At 65.8% G+C, this 19,033-nt stretch carries 14 protein-coding genes; 5 read left to right on the top strand and 9 right to left on the bottom strand.

Features of this window, described 5'->3' with window-relative positions; all coding sequences use genetic code 11:
* Window positions 1–191 precede the first annotated feature (191 nt).
* Both katG and ACLBKS_RS09200 read left to right on the top strand, forming a co-directional pair.
* Window positions 192–2,348, top strand: coding sequence for a catalase/peroxidase HPI (gene katG / locus ACLBKS_RS09205; RefSeq protein ID WP_410192510.1), 2,157 nt, complete (start codon window positions 192–194; stop codon window positions 2,346–2,348).
* A 93-nt stretch (window positions 2,349–2,441) separates the two neighbouring features.
* Window positions 2,442–3,431: a Bug family tripartite tricarboxylate transporter substrate binding protein gene (locus tag ACLBKS_RS09200; RefSeq protein WP_410192509.1), complete on the top strand. Its 990-nt coding sequence runs from the start codon at window positions 2,442–2,444 to the stop codon at window positions 3,429–3,431.
* Window positions 3,432–3,581: 150 nt separating this feature from the next.
* Here ACLBKS_RS09200 and priA read toward each other — a convergent pair whose 3' ends face one another.
* From priA to ACLBKS_RS09175, 5 genes are all read right to left on the bottom strand, one after another.
* Window positions 3,582–5,783 carry a primosomal protein N' gene (gene priA / locus ACLBKS_RS09195; RefSeq protein WP_410192508.1) on the bottom strand — a complete coding sequence of 734 codons (2,202 nt, stop codon included), beginning with the start codon at window positions 5,781–5,783 and terminating at the stop codon, window positions 3,582–3,584.
* Between the two features lie 372 nt (window positions 5,784–6,155).
* The gene (gene hemE, locus ACLBKS_RS09190) at window positions 6,156–7,265 is read right to left on the bottom strand and encodes a uroporphyrinogen decarboxylase (protein ID WP_410192507.1); all 1,110 of its coding nucleotides are present in this window, start codon (window positions 7,263–7,265) and stop codon (window positions 6,156–6,158) included.
* Window positions 7,266–7,313: 48 nt separating this feature from the next.
* Window positions 7,314–7,667 (bottom strand): hypothetical protein, encoded by a 354-nt coding sequence (locus ACLBKS_RS09185; protein WP_410192506.1) that lies wholly within the window; start codon window positions 7,665–7,667, stop codon window positions 7,314–7,316.
* A 30-nt stretch (window positions 7,668–7,697) separates the two neighbouring features.
* Complete coding sequence (locus ACLBKS_RS09180; RefSeq protein ID WP_410192505.1) at window positions 7,698–8,327, bottom strand: thioredoxin family protein; 630 nt, start codon at window positions 8,325–8,327, stop codon at window positions 7,698–7,700.
* Between the two features lie 23 nt (window positions 8,328–8,350).
* Window positions 8,351–10,603 (bottom strand): protein-disulfide reductase DsbD family protein, encoded by a 2,253-nt coding sequence (locus ACLBKS_RS09175; RefSeq protein WP_410192504.1) that lies wholly within the window; start codon window positions 10,601–10,603, stop codon window positions 8,351–8,353.
* Between the two features lie 180 nt (window positions 10,604–10,783).
* Between ACLBKS_RS09175 and ACLBKS_RS09170 the strand changes: the two genes are divergently transcribed.
* The 3 genes from ACLBKS_RS09170 (at window position 10,784) to ACLBKS_RS09160 (ending at window position 13,362) form a co-directional block, all read left to right on the top strand.
* The gene (locus ACLBKS_RS09170; protein ID WP_410192503.1) at window positions 10,784–12,016 is read left to right on the top strand and encodes a class I SAM-dependent methyltransferase; all 1,233 of its coding nucleotides are present in this window, start codon (window positions 10,784–10,786) and stop codon (window positions 12,014–12,016) included.
* Window positions 12,013–12,843 (top strand): creatininase family protein, encoded by an 831-nt coding sequence (locus tag ACLBKS_RS09165; protein WP_410192502.1) that lies wholly within the window; start codon window positions 12,013–12,015, stop codon window positions 12,841–12,843. Before ACLBKS_RS09170 ends, ACLBKS_RS09165 begins: the two co-directional genes overlap by 4 nt.
* A 93-nt stretch (window positions 12,844–12,936) precedes the next feature.
* A complete protein-coding gene (locus ACLBKS_RS09160; RefSeq protein WP_410192501.1) occupies window positions 12,937–13,362 on the top strand; it encodes a PilZ domain-containing protein in 426 nt (141 codons plus the stop codon).
* Window positions 13,363–13,373: 11 nt separating this feature from the next.
* On the opposite strand, the gene ACLBKS_RS09155 is transcribed toward ACLBKS_RS09160, so the two are convergent.
* The 4 genes from ACLBKS_RS09155 to flgK form a co-directional block, all read right to left on the bottom strand.
* A complete protein-coding gene (locus tag ACLBKS_RS09155) occupies window positions 13,374–14,081 on the bottom strand; it encodes a histidine phosphatase family protein (protein ID WP_410192500.1) in 708 nt (235 codons plus the stop codon).
* A gap of 56 nt (window positions 14,082–14,137) precedes the next feature.
* Window positions 14,138–15,340, bottom strand: coding sequence for a hypothetical protein (locus ACLBKS_RS09150; protein WP_410192499.1), 1,203 nt, complete (start codon window positions 15,338–15,340; stop codon window positions 14,138–14,140).
* 99 nt (window positions 15,341–15,439) lie between these two features.
* Entirely contained in the window at window positions 15,440–16,819 is a 1,380-nt protein-coding gene (gene flgL, locus ACLBKS_RS09145) for a flagellar hook-associated protein FlgL (protein WP_410192498.1), read from the bottom strand.
* A gap of 91 nt (window positions 16,820–16,910) precedes the next feature.
* On the bottom strand, window positions 16,911–19,013 hold the full coding sequence (gene flgK, locus ACLBKS_RS09140; protein ID WP_410192497.1) for a flagellar hook-associated protein FlgK: 2,103 nt from the start codon (window positions 19,011–19,013) through the stop codon (window positions 16,911–16,913).
* Window positions 19,014–19,033: the final 20 nt, after the last annotated feature.

Raw genomic sequence — 19,033 nt, 5'->3', positions numbered from 1 at the left:
CTTTTAGACTGAGAGCCCGTCAACACCCAGGAGCCTCTCATGTCGCTGTCTTTGATCGATCGGCAGTCTTGGATGGAAACCCTGGCTGCCCTGGCGCAGGTCTACTGATTGACTTGTCCTGATCGTGGCCTGTTCTGTCCTTCCCCACCTTTCCGACGCGCCCAGCGCGCACCTCACCAAGGAGAGTCCCCATGTCCGATGAAGCCAAATGCCCTTATCACCACGCCGCCGGGGGCGGCACCAGCAATCTGGATTGGTGGCCCAACCAGCTGCGCGTGGACCTGCTCAACCAGCACGGCGACCGCTCCAACCCCCTGGGTGAGAAGTTCGACTACGCCGAAGAGTTCAAGAAGTTGGATTACAAGGCGCTCAAGGCCGACTTGGTCAAGCTCATGACCGACAGCCAAGACTGGTGGCCCGCCGATTTCGGTCACTACGGTCCGCAAATGATCCGCATGGCCTGGCACGCGGCGGGCACCTACCGCACCACCGACGGCCGCGGCGGCGGCGGGCGGGGGCAACAGCGCTTCGCGCCGCTGAACTCCTGGCCCGACAACGTCAACATCGACAAGTCGCGCCGCTTGCTGTGGCCGATCAAGCAGAAGTACGGACAGAAGATTTCTTGGGCCGATCTCTTCATCCTCGCGGGCAACGTCGCGCTGGAGTCCATGGGCTTTCGCACCTTCGGCTTCGCGGGCGGCCGTGAAGACGTCTGGGAACCCGATCTGGATGTGAACTGGGGCCCGGAGATGAAGTGGCTGGGCGTGGACCCCAAGCAGCGCATCGGCGACAAGCGCGAGCTCAACGGCCCCTTCGGCGCGTCCCACATGGGCCTGATCTATGTGAACCCTGAAGGTCCCAACGCCAGCGGTGACTACCTGCTGGCCGCCAAGGACATCCGCCAGACCTTCTACCGCATGGCCATGAACGACGAGGAGATCGTCGCCTTGATTGCCGGCGGTCACACCTTCGGCAAGGCCCACGGCGCGGCGCCCGAATCGCACAAGGGCCCCGAGCCCGAGGCTGCGCCGATCGAAGCCCAGGGCCTGGGCTGGAACAGCAACTACGGACAAGGCCACGGCAAAGACACGATTTCGTCCGGCATCGAGGTCACTTGGACCAAGACGCCCGCGCTGTGGAGCAACAACTTCTTCGAGAACCTCTTCAAGTACGAGTGGGAACTGGAGAAGAGCCCGGCCGGTGCCAAGCAGTGGGTGGCCAAGAACGCCGAGGAGATCATTCCCGACGCGCACATCAAGGGCAAGTTCCACAAGCCCAAGATGCTGACCACCGACCTGACGATGCGCTTCGACCCCGAGTTCGGCAAGATCTCCAAGCGCTTCCTCGAAGACCCGCAGGCCTTCGCCGATGCCTTCGCCCGCGCCTGGTTCAAGCTCACGCACCGTGACATGGGCCCCAAGGCCCGCTACCTCGGCCCGGAAGTGCCGAAGGAAGACCTGATCTGGCAGGACCCGCTGCCCGCCGCCAGCCACAAGCCGACGGCCGCCGACATCGCCGACCTCAAGGCCAAGATCGCCACCTCGGGCCTCACGGTGAGCGAGCTGGTGTCCGTGGCCTGGGCCTCGGCGTCCACCTTCCGAGGCAGCGACAAGCGTGGCGGCGCCAATGGCGCGCGCATCCGCCTGGCGCCCCAGAAAGACTGGGCGGTCAACAAGCCCGTGCTCAAGGCCCTGGCCAAGTTGGAAGACATCCAGAAGGCCAGCGGCAAGGCCTCGCTGGCCGACGTGATCGTGCTGGCCGGCGTGGTGGGCGTGGAACAGGCCGCCAAGGCCGGTGGCGTGGCGGTCGAGGTGCCCTTTGCGCCGGGCCGCGTGGACGCGACTCAGGCGCAGACGGACGTCGAATCCTTCGCCGTGCTGGAGCCCGTGATCGACGGTTTCCGCAACCATGGCCGGGGCAAGGAGGGCACGCCCACCGAGGCCATGCTGATCGACAAGGCCCAGCTGCTGACGCTCACCGCGCCCGAGTTGACGGCCCTGATCGGCGGCCTGCGTGTGCTGGGCACCAATGCCGACGGCAGCAAGCATGGCGTGTTCACCGACAAGCCGGGCGCGCTGACGAACGACTTCTTTGTCCACCTGCTGGACATGGGCACGCAGTGGAAGGCCACCGACGCCAGCGCCGAGGTCTTCGAAGGCAAGGACCGCAAGACGGGCAAGGTGAAGCACACCGCCACCCGCAACGACCTCGTCTTTGGCTCCAACTCGGTGCTGCGCGCCTACGCCGAGGTGTACGCCGCGGCCGATGGCAAGCAGAAGTTCGCCCAGGACTTCGTGGCCGCCTGGACCAAGGTCATGAACCTGGACCGCTTCGACCTGCGCCAGTGAGTCGTCGCCCTCGGGCGTGACCGAGAAAAAAAGCCGCCGGGCTAAACTCCGGCGGCTTTTTTCTTCACGACGGCAGATTCCGAGGAGACTTTCATGCGACGCATCCTGAAACCATTGTGGCTGGGGCTGGTGATGAGCCTGGGCCTTGCCACCACCGCGCAAGCGCAAGGCTCGGCGACCAGCTACCCCGACAAGCCCATCCGCCTCATCGTGCCCTTCCCGCCCGGCGGCGGCACGGACATCCTGGCGCGACTGGTCGCGACGGAACTCGGCACCCGGCAAGGCTGGACGATCGTGGCCGACAACAAGGCGGGCGCGGGCGGCACCATTGGCATCAGCGAAGCCGTCAAGGCCGCGCCTACAGGCTATGAGCTGGTGATCGGCCAGAAGGACAACCTCGTCATCGGTCCTTGGCTCTACAAAGGCCTGCCCTGGGACCCGACGCGCGACCTCGTGGCCGTGGCGCATATCGCTTACACGCCGGTGCTGATCGCGACCAGCGTGAACTCCAAATACCAAAGCCTGGAGGACGTGATCGCCGCGGCGCGCAAGGACCCGGGCAAGATCAGCTACGGCTCGCCGGGCAATGGCACGTCCATCCACCTGGCTGCGGAGCTGTTCCAGAAGGCTGCAGGCATCCAGCTCACGCACGTGCCCTACAAGGGGTCCAACCCGGCCTTGATGGACGCCTTGGCGGGCAACATCGACTTGCTGGTGTCGTCCGTGCCCTCGGCGATGGGACAGATCAAGGCCGGCAAGCTGCGAGCCCTGGCCGTGACCTCCGCCGCGCGCAGCTCGTCGCTGCCCGACATTCCCACCGTGGCTCAGGCAGCACGCTTGAAAGATTTCGACGTGAGCACCTGGTACGGCCTGTTCGCACCCGCAGGCACCCCCGCCCCCCTGGTGGACAAACTGCACGCTGCGGTGAACCGCCTGCTGGACGACACGGCCGTGCGCACCGCCATCCAGGCCCAGGGTGCCGAGCCCCAGGCCAAGAGCGCGGCGGCTTTCGCCACCCAGCTGCGCACCGAGTACCCGCAGTGGAAGGGCATCGTCGAGGCGGCGGGCGTCAAGCTGGACTGAGGCGAGACCGAAGACGAGCCGACCCCTAGGCTTGCTCGCGCTGCCCCGAGACTGTGGGAACCGGTGGCGCCGTTGAGGTCGTTGAGGCCCTGGGCGTGATCCTCGCTGGCAAGATCGGAGGATCGCTCTGAACCACGCCGGTCACCCGGCTCAGATCGCCAGCGGGTCCACGTCCACCGCCCAGCGCAGGATGCCTTGGCCTTCGGGCGCGTCACGCAGGGCGTGCAGCTTGGCCTGCCACTGGGACAGGAAGCGCTGCAGTGCCGCGCGTGACGCACTTTCCACCAGCATTTGCGCGCGCTCCACATTGGCCACGCGTTGCACGCTCATCGGCACGGCCGGATAAAGCATCACGGCCAGAGGGCTTGCCATGTCTTGGCCCAAGGCGCTGGCGGCGTTCAGGAAGGCTTGAGCACCTTCTTGCGTGCGGGCTTCCGCTCGCACCAGGGCCTGAAAACTGAAAGGCGGCAGGCCCGCTTGCTCGCGTTCCAGCAGCTGTTGCGCCGCGAAGGCAGGGTAGTCGTGGCGCTTCAGCGCTTCGTAAAGCGGGTGCGTCGGTTGCTCCGTCTGGACCCAGACCTCGCTGGCCCCGGCCGCGCTGTCCCGCCCGGCCCGGCCCGCGACCTGCATCAGCAGGGAGAACAGGCGCTCCGGCGCACGGAAGTCGCTGGAGAACAGCGCCGTGTCCGGATTGATGACCGCGACCAGGGTGATGCGCCGGAAGTCATGACCCTTGGCGATCATCTGCGTGCCCACCAGCACGTCCACTTCGCCTCCGTGCACCTGGGCGAGCTGGGCTTCCAGCTCGCCCTTGCGCCGCGTGGTGTCGGCGTCAATGCGCGCGATGCGCACCGGGCTGCCGTCGGTCGCCGCCGCTTCTGTTCCCGCCCTGGAGCTGTCCGGCCGCCGCACATGCGCGAGCAGCTCGGCCAGGTGTTCTTCGATCTGTTCAGTCCCGCGCCCGATCGGGCGGATGTCCGGGCTGCCGCAAGACGGGCAGGCGCGCGGCACGCGCTCGGTGTAGCCGCAGTGGTGGCAGCGCAGCGTGCGGTCGATTTTGTGAAAGACGCGGTAGGCGCTGCAGTGCGGGCATTCGCTTTTCCAGTCGCATTCGGCGCAATGCAGCACGGGGGCGTAACCCCGGCGGTTCAGGAAGACCAAGCATTGCTCGCCGCGTGCGATGCGTTCTTGCATGGCCGCCAGCAAGGGGGGCGAGAACACCGCGCCCTTGGGCTGATGCCGCATGTCCACGCGCCGCACCTGCGGCAAACCGCCGCTCGGCGCGTCGGGGCGGGCGATGGCGCCCACGCGGCTGGGCATGGCCAGGCGAATGTAGCGCCCACCCTCGTCGGCGGGCCGGCTGTGGTGCCAGCTTTCCAGTGAGGGCGTGGCCGAGCCGAGGATGACCTGGGCGTTGTCCAGTCGGCCACGGTAAACAGCGAGGTCCCGCGCCGAGTACCGCGCGCCTTCCTGCTGCTTGTAGCTGGGGTCGTGCTCTTCGTCGACCACGATGAGCCGCAGGCGCGGCAAGGAGGCGAAGATGGCCATGCGCGTGCCCAGCACGATGCGCACCGGGCTTGTGATGGCGTTCGCCGTCTCGCCTTCGTTGGACAGCCGACCGTGCGCCGCCAGCCAGCTTTGCAGGCGCTGCGGGTGGGTCATGCCGCTGTGCATGGACACCACGGCGTCGCCACCAAAGCGTTCAACGAACCGGGCCTCAAGCTGCGGGGTGAGGTTGATCTCAGGCACCATGACCAGGGCCTGGGCTTGTGGATCACGCGCGAGCAGGGTCTGCACGGCGCGCAGATAGACCTCGGTCTTGCCGCTGCCGGTGGCGCCGAAGAGCAGGAAGGGTGCGCTGGCGTCGCGCTGGGCCAAGGTGTCGAGCGCAGCGGCTTGCTCGGCCGTGAGCGTGGGCAGCGGCTGGGCGGGTGGGTCGGCTGCGCTGGGGCGGGTGCCAGCACGGAGCGTTTTTTTGATCCGACGCGCCAATTGCTCGCCGCTCAACTCGCGCAGCGCGGGTGGCAAGGCGGCCAGGGCCACCTCCCCCGCCGAGCGCTGGTAGTAACGCGCGGTGAAATCGACCAGCTGCCGCCAGCTCTCCGTCAGCGGCGCCAGCGCCGTGAGTGCTTCGGTGACGGGGCGCAGCTTGTCCGCGTCCACGGCAGGCGTGTCGAGGGCCTCGGCCGAGCGGTCCCACACGATGCCCAGCACCTCGCGCTTGCCCAGTGGCACCCGCACCAATGTTCCTGGCGGAAGTGCCTGCTCACTCAGCCAGCTCAGCATGCCCCCGGCCAGGTGAATCTTGCTGTGCGCTGGCGTGGGAACCAGGATGGGAAGCAGGTGCGCCATGCGTGAGCTGGGGTGATGAAACTTAGGCCGTGATCTTGGCTTGGTTTGGCGAAAGCACGGCTAAGTGCTTGATCTGCAAGGGTTGCGAAACTAATCCAGAGCTTCTGTGGATAACTTTGTTGAAAGCTGCCCTGACAAACGCGCGAGAGCCTTGTAAATCAAGGCTTCCAACAGATTGCCTTTGAAAAAAGCAATTTAGGAATGCCATAAAAATCAACAACTTAGAGCTGCTATGGCTTTTGTAGCGTAGGGGGTAGAGAAGGACTGAGCCAGGTCACAGTGCTTACGGATTTTGTGCATAAGTAAGCCTGCGCCCTCTTGACAAAGCCCGTTCACAGGTGTTTTCGAATTCGTCCGCGCGCCGGTCAGGCCTCAGGCGCGCCGCAGCGCACGGGATTGCGCGTGCACGGCTTCCACCAATGCGGTCACATGCTCGGGCGGGGTGTGCTGGCTGATGCCGTGGCCCAGGTTGAAGATGTGGGTCGGTCCGGGGCGCGTGGGGTCGGTATGGGGCGTGCCAAAGCTGGCCAGCACCTTGGCCACTTCCGATTCGATGGCCGCGGGGGGGGCGAACAGCACGTTCGGGTCCAGATTGCCTTGCAGCGCCTTGCCCCGGGGGCCCTCGCCCACCAGGGCGCGGGCTGTGCCGAGGTTGACGGTCCAGTCCAAGCCCAGCACCTCGCAATCCAGCGACTCCATGTCGCGCAGCCACAGGCCACCGCCCTTGGTGAAGACGATGCGTGGCACCACCTTGCCATCCACGCCCGTGCGTTTCAGCTGGGTCAGCACGCGCGCCGTGTAGGCCAGGCTGAAGGACTGGAACACGCCATCGGCCAGCACGCCGCCCCAGCTGTCGAACACCATCACGGCTTGCGCGCCTGCGTCGATCTGCGCGTTGAGGTAAGCCGCCACGGCGTCCGCGTTCACTTGCAAGATGCGGTGCATCAGGTCGGGGCGCGCGTAGAGCATGCTCTTGACCAGGCGGTAGTCGTCCGAGCCCGAGCCTTCGACCATGTAGCAGGCCAAGGTCCAGGGGCTGCCCGAGAAGCCGATCAAGGGCACGCGCCCGTCCAGCGCCTTGCGGATGGACGTCACCGCGTCGAAGACGTAGCGCAGCTTGTCCAAATCCGGCGCGGCCAGCTGGGCCACGGCGGCTTCGTCACGCACGGGCGAGGCGAACTTGGGTCCCTCGCCCTGCGCGAAGGACAAGCCCAGACCCATGGCATCCGGCACGGTGAGGATGTCGGAGAACAGGATGGCCGCGTCCAGTGCGTAGCGGTCCAGCGGCTGCAAGGTGACTTCGGTGGCGTAGTCCACGTTCGTCGCCAGGCCCATGAAGCTGCCCGCGCGTTCGCGGGTGGCGCGGTACTCGGGCAGGTAGCGCCCGGCCTGGCGCATCAGCCACACAGGGGTGTAGTCGGTGGCCTGGCGCAGGCAGGCACGCAGGAAGCGGTCGTTTTTCAGGTCGGCGAAGCGGGTCATGCCGCGATTGTCGCAGGCAGGTCTGTCCTCCCTCCGAGACGCTGGGCTTCAGCGGGCCCGGCGGACTTCCAGAATCTCGAAGTCGATGGCTTCGTGGTAAATCTTGGCGTCGCGCACGGCCATGTGCAGCAGGATCTTGGGCGCTTGCCGCGCCACGATGCGGTGGGCCACCACGCCCAGCAACACCATCACCAGGCCGATCCAGGGGTAGCCGTACCAAGCCATGCCGATGCCGGCGCCGACGACGGGCAGGATCAGCGCCGTCAGCATCAAGCGGTGCTTGACGTACTTGCTGGCGCGCTCGGGGTTGACGATCAGCCTGAAGTGCCCGGCTGGCAGACCCGTGCGGAACTCTTCGTGGGGTACGTAAATGGGCTCTGGGGCCGCTGTTGTCTCGCTCATGGGTGGATTTTGCCCCAGGCCCGTGGCCTGTCACTGGTACTTGATGCTGCAGCCGTAGGCGCGGGTCGTGCTTTGGCTCAGGGGCTGGCCCGCCAAAGCCTGGGCCAGTCCCACGCGGATGTGGTTGGTCGCGCCGGGGATGTCGCTGGCGCGCGCTGAAGGTTTGTCGTCGATGCCGCCCGCGTAGATCAAGCGGCCTTGCGGATCAACGATGTACATGTGCGGTGTGACCCGCGCAGCGTAGGCGCGGCCCACCACGCCGTTCGTGTCCATCAGGGTGGCCGTGGAAGCGCCGCCCTGTTCGCGCATCCAGCGCGCCAGCTGGGCTGGGGCGAGGTAGTCGGCATGACCGGCCTCGGTCGAGTTGATGGTGAGCCAGGCGACATTCTTGGCGCCGGCTTCCTTCTGCAACTGCTGCATGTTGCCGCTGCCGTAATGCTTCTGCACGAAGGGGCAACTCGGGTTGTTCCACTCCAGCACCACATAACGCCCCCGGAAATCGGAAAGACGCACGGTCTTGCCACCGACGTCCTGCAAGGTGAAGTCGGGCGCGCTTTGCCCGACGGACGGGACGGTGGTGGCCTTCGCGGCCAACGGCATCGCGACGCAGGCCAACACGGCGAGCAGACGTGAGAAGCGACGTAGCGTTGTGTTCAACATGGTGTGCTCCTGGGCGCAGCAGTTCACAAGGTGTCCAGGGCGCGCTGCACTTCGCCCGGACTCAACAATTCGGACAGCACCACGGGGGGGCGGAGGTCGGGCTGCGCTGGCCGGTGCAGCACGTAGACCGGCACGCCGCTGCGGCCCAGCGCTGTCAATGCCGCGCCGATGGCCGGGTCGCGCCGCGTCCAGTCGGCGCGCAGCAGCGCGACGTTGCGCTCGGCGAAGGCCTTCAGCACCTGCGCGTCATTCAAGGTGGTGCGCTTGTTGACTTGGCAGGTCACGCACCAGGCGGCCGTGTAGTCGACGAAGACGGCCCGCCCCTGGGCAAGCAGGGCTTGCTCACGCGCGGGGCTCCAGGTTTGCCAGACCTCGTCGCCGGTCTGGGCCTGAGTCGCGGGCGCAGCGTCGGCGAACATGGATGGGCCGAAAGTGGCGCTGAACCAGCCGCCCACGGCGAGCAGCACGGCACCCAGCAGGACGCGTGCGCGGCCTTTCAGCGTCAGCACCCACACCAGGGCCGCGAGCAGCACCAACAGCACCAGCAAGGTCGCCGCGCCATCCACGCCACTTTGGTGACCCAGCACCCAGACCAGCCAGACCACGGTGAGCAGCATGGGAAAAGCGAGCACGCGGCGCAGCGTCAGCATCCACGGGCCGGGCCGGGGCAGCAGACGCGCCACGGCTGGAATGAAGCTGGCCGCCAGGTAAGGCAACGCCAGGCCCAGGCCCAGAGCGGCGAAGATGGCCAAAGCCTGACCCGCGGGCAAGGTCGCGGCCAGGCCCAGCGCGGCGCCCATGAAGGGGGCGGTGCAGGGCGAGGCGACGACCACCGCCAGCACACCGGTCAGCAGAGCGTTCAGCGCCGGATGGCGAGCCTGCAAGGCGGCGAGTTGGCCCGGCGCAAGTTGCCCGAATTCAAACAGTCCCAGGAGATTCAGCGCGATCACGGTGAAGAGCGCGGCCAACACCGCCACCATCCAGGGGCTTTGCAATTGGAAACCCCAGCCCAGGCTCTCGCCCGCGCCCCGCAGGCCCAGCAAGGCCAGGCCCAGGGCGAGGACACTCAGCAGCACGCCGGTGGTGTAAGCCAGACCACTCAGACGCAGGACGCGCTTGTCCTGAGCGTGGTGAGCGAACCCCAGCACCTTGATCGCGAGGATGGGCAGCACGCAAGGCATGAGGTTGAGGATGAGCCCGCCCAGCAACGCCAGCGCCATGGCGGCACCAAACGTGAGGGATGTCACGCTGGTTCGGCTGGGGGTGCTGGCGGCCTTGGCGTCCAGCGCCGCCTGCAGTGCAGGAGAGAGGGCCGCTGGTGCAGCGGCCACAGGCCAGGCGCCGCGCACGGGCAGCGCCACGCGCCAACCTTCGCTGGCGTTGCGGTGGGCGGCGTCTGGATCCTGCGCCAAGGTCAGCACCACGGGCAACACAGCAGGGCTCGCGCTGCGCTGGGCCGACAGAGGCAAGGCAGCCGTCCAGAGCGGGCCTTGCCAGGCCTGTGTCCACGGGGCGGAAGGATTCAGCACATCGGCGGTTTCCGCAAAAGCATCCAGTTTCTTCCCCTGCAGCTGAAGCGGCAGGCCGGTCACGGACAGCTTCAGTTGATCGCCCTCGATCTGGATGTGGCTTGCGCCCAGGTCCAGGTCACGCGGGTGCGCCCGTCGAGCCGACTCGAAGGCCTGGGCGTTCAGGCTGGTCGCGCCGCGCAGCGGAATGCGCAGGGCGTAGCGCCCTTCTTCGGGAATGCACTCGCTGCGACAGATCAGCCAGCTGGCGTGCAACTGAATCGTCAGTTCATTCTGTCCCGGCGGCGCTTGGAAGTCCGGGCTGACCGTCAGCGGCACGGGCAGCAGCACGGTGTCTTCGTAGCCGTAGTTGATCAGCGGATCGCTCGTGCCGATGGCAAATTTCTTGGGCGCAGGCCACTCGATGTCACCGGCCTGGATGCCGGGCGGCAAGGTCCAGCGCAGCTCCGTGGGCAGCCCCGAGTCGCCTGGATTCTTCCAATAGGTGTGCCAGTCCTTGGCGTGTGTGATGCGCAGTCCGGCCCAGAACGTCTGCCCCGGGGCAATGCCCTTGGGTGCATGGGCGACGAGCTCAGTGCGCGCCTGGCCTGTTTGCACCACGGCGCCAGTTCCCGAGGGGGTGCTGGCCAGATAGGTCTGGGCCTGCACTGCGCTGTGCAAAGTCAGCGTCGTCAGCAGAGCCATGGGGCCCAACAGGCCAGCGATGGAGGAGCGGGAGAAAAGCGAAAGACGCGAGTGACGCAGCATGGTGCGCGCGATGTTAAGCGAGCCCACTGGGGCGTCAGCAATCTCACAAACCTGTGAAGGAATAAGCGGTCTGCAAACCTCGGTTACATCCTCGGATCACGGTCAGCGGTGCCCGGTGGTCATAATCTTTCCTCGGTCCCAATCCTGTAACAAAACCCGCGTTCGTGGAGAGTTGTAGTGATGGTTGCAGCCAGCAAGATGGAAGCCGCGTTGAACCCCTGGGTGACCCAGTTCAAGAAGAAAGTCAATTTGCCGGTTCTGGTGCAGTTCGGTGACAAGCACGGAGAAGGCGCCGGCTTCAAACTGGGTGACTTTGAAACCCCTCTGGTGACCATTCGCCTGCTCAAGCCCAGCGCTGTGAAGCACCTGCTCAGCCCTAGCCTGGACAGCCTGGGGCAAGCGTATGTGGAGGGCCTGCTGGACGTCGAGGGCCGAGTCGACGACATCTTGGCGCTGGGGCACCGAATGGCCGAGGCCGGCAGCCGGACCGAGGGGCGGCTGACGCGCATCGTGCGGCGATTCAAGCACACGAAGAAGAGCGACAGGGAAGCCATCCAATACCACTACGACGTGTCCAATGCCTTCTACCAAACCTGGCTGGATCCGCGCATGGTCTATTCCTGCGCCTACTTCGAAAACGGCGACGAAACCTTGGAAGAGGCGCAGCTCAAGAAGATCGACCACATCTTGAACAAAGTCCAAGTGCGTCCTGGGCACCGTCTGCTGGACATCGGCTGTGGCTGGGGCGCCCTGGTGATTCGCGCCGCGCAAAAGTACGGCGCGCGGTGCGTGGGGGTGACGCTGTCGAAGAACCAGTTCGACCTGGCCACCGAGCGCGTCAAGGCGGCCGGTTTGCAGGACCAGATCGAAATCCGTCTGCAGGATTACCGCGATGTCGAGGGGCAGTTTGACCGCATCACCAGCGTCGGCATGTTCGAGCATGTGGGCCTGGACTATTTGGAAGCCTACTTTGCCCAGATTCGCAAGTTGTTGACGGACGATGGCTGGGTGCTCAACCACGGCATCACCTCGACCGACCCCAACAACGGCGAAACCTCGCATGGCGGCGGTCGCTTCGTGGACCGTTATGTGTTTCCGCAGGGAGAGCTGCCGCACATCAGCACCGTGCTGCGCACCATGCAACTGGGCGGGCTAGAGGCCCTGGACGTGGAAAGCCTGCGCCGCCACTACATGCACACCACAAGGCTCTGGAGCCAGGCCTTCGAGGCCGGCACCGAGCGCTTGCGCGGCATGGTGCCAGAGAAAACCTGGCGCATCTGGCGCATCTACCTTGCGGGTTGCCAGTGGGCGTTCGACAATGACGAGATTTCGCTCTACCAGGTCTTGTGCGGGAAGTCGGGTCGACTTGCAAGCCACCTGCCCTGGTCTCGGCGCTGGATGTACCCACGATGAACCCTTTTGCCCCCAGCCATGCCTGGGCCGACCTCACGACTCAGGATTTCGTCCAGATGGACGCAGCTCAACGCGCGCGCGTCATCGCTGTGTTGCCGCTGGGCGCGACCGAGCAGCATGGCCCGCATTTGCCCCTGAGCGTGGACCACGACCTGGTCAATGGCGTGGTGGCGGCCAGCCTGCCGCACCTGGGTGACTTGCCCGTGTTGTTCCTGCCCACGCAGGATGTGGGCTTCAGTCCCGAGCACCAGGCTTATCCTGGCACCCTCACCTTGCCCGCGCCGGTGGTGATCGGGCTGTGGACGGCCCTGGGTGAGTCGGTCGCGCGCGCGGGGGTGCGCAAGCTGGTGCTGCTCAACGCGCATGGCGGGCAGGTCGGCCTGCTCGACGTGGTCGCGCGCGATCTGCGCGCTCGGCTGGGCTTGCTGGTCTACAGCGTCAACACCTTCAATCTGCCCCTGCCGCCGGAAGTGGACGGGCTCTTCAGCGCGCAAGAACACCGCTATGGCATCCACGCGGGGCAGATCGAGACAGCCATGATGCTGGCCCTGACACCGCGGCGCGTGCGCATGGAGCAGGCTCGGCATTTCGATTCCGCGTCGCAAAAGCGCGCGGCGCGCTTTCCCATTTTGGGCAACGGTCGCAGCGCCAAGCTCGCCTGGCAGATGCAGGATTACAACCCTGCGGGCGCCGTGGGCGATGCCGCGGCGGCCACGGCCGAGCAGGGGCGCGCGGTCCTCGAGGCCCAAGGGCGGGCCTTGGCCGCCGTGCTGGACGAAATGGATCGCCTGCCCGCGGACACTTTGGCAGAAGGGCCTTTGGCCTGACAATAGGCCCCCATGTTGCGTGTCCTGAAGAAAATCTTTTCCGCACCCTTCACCCCCTCATTGGGGAAGACCGATCTGATTGAGCTAAGGCCCATGGCACTGACCCAACAACTCGCTTACCGGCGCTTCCTGCGTTCGGTCTTCCAGGCACCAGCCCGCCTGACCTTGAGCAGTGGCGTGCTCGACGTGCAGGTGGTGGACATCTCGCTCAAGGGCGTTCTCGCCGAGCTGCGGGTCGGCGCGGGCACGGCTCTGCCGACACAAGGCGGACGAGGACGACTGCGCTTGTCCCTGTCGGCCACCGACTACATCGCGATGGACGTGGCCGTGGCTCGCGTGCAGCAGGTCGGACCGGCCGCGGAAGGCTTTGGCACGGTCTGGCAGGTGGGTTTGCAATGCGCGCACATTGACCTGGACAGCGTGACGCATCTTCGGCAACTCATCGAACGCAATATGCAAGACCCGGCCCTGCTCGGGCGCGAGCTGGCCGTGCTGATTGGCTATTCCCCCGACGCCTGAGCTCCGCGCCCTCAGGCGTAGGTCACCCAGTCGCCGAGGCCGGGTTCTTCCAGGTGCGGAACCGCGTTGAAGCTCACCAGGCTGAACCGTCGCGGCGTGTAATTGAACTCGGTGATGGCGCTGTTGCGCAGGCGCAGATTCAGCTCAATGCCGGCATGCGCCGGGGCGCCCAGCACCTGAGCGACGGCGGTCGAGATGGGTCCTCCACTGGAGATCATCAAGACATCCCCCGTGCAGTGGTTGCGCACATGGTCCAGCGCCCCGCGCACGCCCGCGGAGAACTCGGCGTAGGAGGGCATGCCACGCGGCGCGATGGCGCCCTCCGCCCATTGTTGCAATGCGCTGCGCAGCAAACGGAAATGGGCTCGGCGTGTGTCCACCGTATCTGCCGCCCCGGGTTGCGGCGGTGTGGCCCCCAAGGCTTCGATCAGCGCGCCGCTGTCGTACTCGTCGAGCCCGGGTAAGCGCAAGGGAGTTGCTGGGTCATCTTCGCGAGTCGATGCCAGACCGAGTCCCCGGGCGATGCCCGCCCAAGTCTGGGCATGGCGCCGCAGCGTGCCAGTCACCACCACTTCGAAACGCGGTTGATCACCCCGGTCGCGCGCTCGCCAGTACTGGCCCAGTCGCTCGCTCTGACGTTCACCGAGCTCGCTGAGCTGGTCGTAGTCGGAGGCACCGAACGAGGCTTGCGCATGGCGCACGAGGTAGAGGGTGGGCATGCGGGTCAGTATGCCCGCGCAGGCCGCCGCCTGCCTTGCTCTTTGTCGCGCGCGTGTCAGTTCAAGGCGGCGGCACCTGGGATCAAGCCCAGGCTGTGCGGGCGCGTCAGCGCCTGAGCCAGCGTGCGCAGCACGGCGCGGCAGAGGTCTTCGTTGGCATAACCGTAGCTCTCGGCCAATAGGCGTTGCCCTCGGGCATCGCCTGCCTCGATCGCCTGCGCCAGTTGCAGCGCCGGATAGTAGGGCCCGCTGCTTTCCAGCAAAGCCTGCTGGATGCGCTGAGACAGCGGCAGGCCGCGCAGCAAGCTGGGTAGCGATTCGCCGACCAAACGTTCCATTTGCGCATACAAGCCACAGAGGTAGATCTCGCGGCGCAGGTCTTCTTCGTCGCCCGGGTCCAGCAGATGTTCGACCAGGTGCGCGTGCACGGCCATGCCCATGCGCACGGGGCGCAAGTCCGGCAGATCATCCGAGTTGGCCTGTTGCGCGTGGAGCCAGGCATAGACGTGTTTAAGGCCCCAGACCTGAAGGCCTCGGCGCACGGTGTCGATGGAGCCGCGTTCCCTGGGCGCGGCCTTGTTCACGCGTTGCAGGAAGCGATGGCACAACACGGGATCGGCGCAGAGCAGGGCTTCGATGTCGTCGTCCGACGCGTCGTCCTCGATGGCCTGAAGCACGCCGAGTATGGAGGCACGCGCCGGCGCGCGTGCCGCGTCGGGCAGATCACGGAGCGTGTCTTCCACCGGCCAGCCGGCGACAGCCCAGGTCTGAGCGCTCTTGTCGTTCATGTCCAGGGCTTGCGCGGCCAGCAGGCGTCGTTCGGGCGCTTGTAGGATGAAGGGCGCGCCCGTTTCCTGGCGGGTGGTCCACAGCACGGGCAATCCACGCGCGGCCGCCTGACGTGCCCGCGGGCCCAGCACCGGATCGCGCTGCGCTTCCGGGCCGAGGGCGATCCACAGACCTTGCGGCGCATCACCCTCCTTCGACGCGCCGCGCCTTGCCTCGCTCTTTTCCGAGGGTTGAGCCTGGGTCAGCATGTCCAGCAGCAGCGCCGGGTCACGCAGGGTCAGCAGCAGCGGTGGCGCATGCGGCGGCCACAAATCGGCCAAGGTGGCGAAGAGGTAACGGGCATATCCGGCACCGGAGATGTCCGCGTCGGGCAGGGTGTCGATCAGCAACTGGGCGCCGGCCAGCGCGCGCTGGCGGTCCCAGAGCAGTCGATGGCTCAGAGTCAGAGAGGCCAGGGGAGACGCGCTCATGGTGAGGTGTCGGCGGTGGCGCGTTGAAACAGTCGCTGCCCGACCGGAGGATGTAGGTCGGACAGCACCTGTTGGGTTGAAGTGGGGCGGACCGCGGGGTCAGCTGATGAAATTGAACAGCGAGAGCCGCTGGACTTGCGCGTACGTTTGCAGCGCGGCCTGGTAGCCGACCTGCATGTTCTGCATGTCCGAAATGCCCTTGATCATGTCCATGTCCTCGGCGCGTGAACGGTCGGCGGCGAGCTGCAGGGTCTTGTCGCCCTGCGTGGTTTCGATGATGTCGGTGCGGTTGAGCAGCACGCCCGCCTCGCTGCGTGCCGTGGAAATACGCTCCTTGCCACTGTCGAGTTGCGTGAGCGCGACGGCCAAATCCTGCGACAGTTGGTAGCCGTTGGCTGCGCCGTCGATCGCGGCGATCGCATCGTCCAGCACGGCGAAGAGGTCCGTGCGTTTGCTGGCCTGGATGCTCAAGGTGTCACCGTCAGCGGGCTTGCCGTTCGGCGTGATGGACATGCCGTCGAAGATGATGTCTTGACCCTCGGTGTAAGGCTGGTCGGACGCCACGGCGACGGCCGCCGCGCCGGTGGGATCGGCGATCGGGTCGTAGCGGTAGACGTCATACGTGACGACTGCGGGCAGTGTCCAGTTGTCCGGATTGGTGGAGACGGGTGCAGGTTCGGCCAACTGAGGCGTGACGTTGAAGCGGACAATGTAGTTGTTGCCGGTCAAGGCCGACGGGTCCACCACTTGGCCGACGCCAGCCCAGACTTCGCCCTCATTGACCGTGTTCATGGTCTTGTCATAGGGCCAGTCCGGGTCGGCGGGGCTGGCGGGCACGCCGGTGGTGAAGGTGCCGATCAGGGCCGTCGGCGAGGCCGGGATCGTGCCCATGCCCAGGTCGGTGGTGAAGATGCCGTTGCCCGTGGGTACGTTCATCCAGACGGCCTGACCGTCCATGGTTCCGGGCACGCTGACCAAGGTGCTGGCGCGGTTGCCGGTGGTGCCGTTGAAGGTCACGCCGCCCACTTCGTCGGTGAAGGCTTGGGGCGCGCTGCCCAGACCGCCGAAGAGCGGAATGCCGTTGCTGTCTTGCTTGATGGCGTAGCCGAACAACTGGTCACGCATGCCCTTGATTTCCAGCGCCAGGGCCGAGCGGTCATCGGGCGTCAAGGCGCCGTCGCCTGCGTTCACTATCAACCGTCGAATGTCCTGCAACAGATCCATGCTGTTGCCCAGCGTGCCCTCGGTCAGGGCCACGGTGTTGCGCTGCAGGTTGAGCGCGCGCACTTCCACGTCCACGCGGGTCGAGCGCGTCATCGCACGCTCAGCCTGGGCGGCGCCCGTGGGGTCATCGCTGCCGCGCAATACTTTCTTGCCCGCAGCCAGTTTTTCCTGCTGCTCAGACAGTTCAGCCTGACGCTGCGTCAGGATGCTGAGCGTGCGGTCGTAGGAGTTGGCGGTGCTGATGCGCATGGCCATGGTGGTGTCCTTTCCAGTGGCGGGTGACGCCGAGGTTCAGTTTGGAGTATGTCGTGCCGTTATCAGTTCCGGGGGCAAGCTGAGGGGCTCATCAAGCGCGCACGGAAGCAATCAAGGTGTCAAACAGGGTCTGGGCGACTTGCATTGCCTTGCCCGCAGCCTGGTAGGCCTGTTGGAACTGCAGCAGACGCGCTGCTTCCTCATCCAGGTTCACCCCGCTGACGGCGGTGCGGTCTTGCTCGATGCTGACGGCAATTTGTTCTGACACTGCGGCGGTTTGCTTGGCGCCCAAGGTTTTGGTGCCGATGTCGGCAATCAAGCTCGCGTACCCGTCCGTCAGCGGCGCCTTGTCGAACAACTTCATGTCCCGCAGGTCCATCATGGCCTGCGCATTGGCCGCGTCCAGCTGGGTGTAAGGGTTGGTCTTGACCGTGAAGCTGTCGCCCGGTTGCGGCACGCCCTTGAGCGTGAGCGACCAGCCCCATTCCGTCGTAGGGTCGAAAGCCGGGAGGCTGGTGCGGCCGTCCGCTTCGATGGCATTACCCGGCGTGTAGTTGTAAAGCTGGGTTGGGGCATTGGTCTGGTAGTCCAACACCGCCGCGTCGTAGACCGGGTCACCGGGCTTGAGGCCTGCGGTGATCGCCGCTTCAAGTGGCGAGCCGGTGTAGTAGGCGTCGTCCGTGCGGATGTATTGGGTGGACGTCAGAAAAACCAGGCTCACGTCTGGCCCTGGCGTCGTGGGCACGCTGCGCGTGTACAGGCTCGAAAGCGTCAGCGCCCCCTTGTTGCCGGTAGCGGCCTCCGCCGTGATGGGACGGGCCATGGCCAGTTCCTTGGGCGAGGTGAAAGCCACGGTCAAGCTGCGCGACGCAGCGGAGTAGGGTGCAATCACGAAACGGTCGCCCACGGCGGGGACGTCTGCGGCGGCGAAGGACAGCCGCAGACCGTCGAATTCACCTTCCAGATTGGTCGAGGCGTTGGCCAGGTTGTCGGCGAAGCTGACCGTCTGCTGCACCCCGTCGGACAGGCGAGTGACCACGGCCGTGAACGGCGCCGCGCCCGTGCTGGTGAAGGTGATTTCGTAGTTGCTGGCGAGAAAGTCCTGCATGCCGTCCGGCACGCCCGTGGTGTCGTTCAGGGAAATGCCCACCGACAAATTGTTCAGTGTGCCGGTGTTCTGCTTCGCGGAGTAGGCTGCGGGCAGGTTGGCCAGATTGAAGAGCGGGTTGCCCTGATTGCCGTTCAGGTCCAGCCCCAGGGCCTGTTGGTTGTTCATCACGGTGCCGATGGACAAAGCCATGCGGCCCAGCAGGTTCTCAGCTTGCACCAGATCTTCGTTGGAAAAGCGCAGCAAGCCCGTGACTTCACCGCCACCCAGTAGACCCGTGTCCAGGACGCGTTCCTTGCCATTGAAGGTGATCGCGAACTTGCGCTGGTTCGGATTGTTGAAATCGTCGCTCACCAGGGCGACCGTGGACGCCGTGTCCCCCATCACCAGGGGCTGGCTGCCGCCGACAAACAGGGTCAGCGAGCCATCGTCGGTTGTGACGCTGGAGGTCTGAATGTACTTGTTCAAGTCGCGCACCAGCTGATCGCGCTTGTCCATGAGGTCATTCGGCGTGTGACCACTGCCGAGGGCCTGGGTGATCTGCTTGTTGACGGCGCCGATCTGCTTGGCCAAGTTGTTGATCGCGGCGATGTCCACGTCCAACTGCTGGTTGACGCCGATGCGCAGCTCATTGATGGACTCGGCCGTGGACTGGAAGCGGTTGGCCAGTTCCTCGGCGCGTGCCAGCGTGACGCCCCGAGCCGTCAGGTCGGTCGGCGCGTTGGCGATGTCGGAGAAGGAGTTGAGCAAATCGCTCACCGAAGCACCCAGGCCGCTTTCGCCGCCGGGGAACAGGCTTTCGAGCTGCTGCATGTAGGTGGAGCGCACGCTGTCACCGGCGGCGACCGACTTGGTGGTGGCGGCCTGGCGCGTCAAGAAGGCGTCGTAAATCCGGGTGACCGTCGTGATCTCGACGCCCTTGCCGTAGTAACCAGTGCCCGCGTACTGGCCCGGAATGGACTGGAGGATCGCCTGCTGGCGCGAGTAGCCTTCCGTGTTGACGTTGGCAATGTTGTTGCCAATCACGTTCAAGACGTTTTGGTTGGCGGTCAAGGCGCTGGCGCTGATGCTGAGGAGGCTGCTCATGGCGGGTTCCTGGTTTCTCA

The sequence above is a fragment of the Hylemonella sp. W303a genome (assembly GCF_046452315.1).
Lineage (GTDB): Bacteria > Pseudomonadota > Gammaproteobacteria > Burkholderiales > Burkholderiaceae_C > Hylemonella.
Note: the sequence above shows the minus strand (reverse complement) of the source record. Positions and strands in the feature narration are given on the sequence as shown.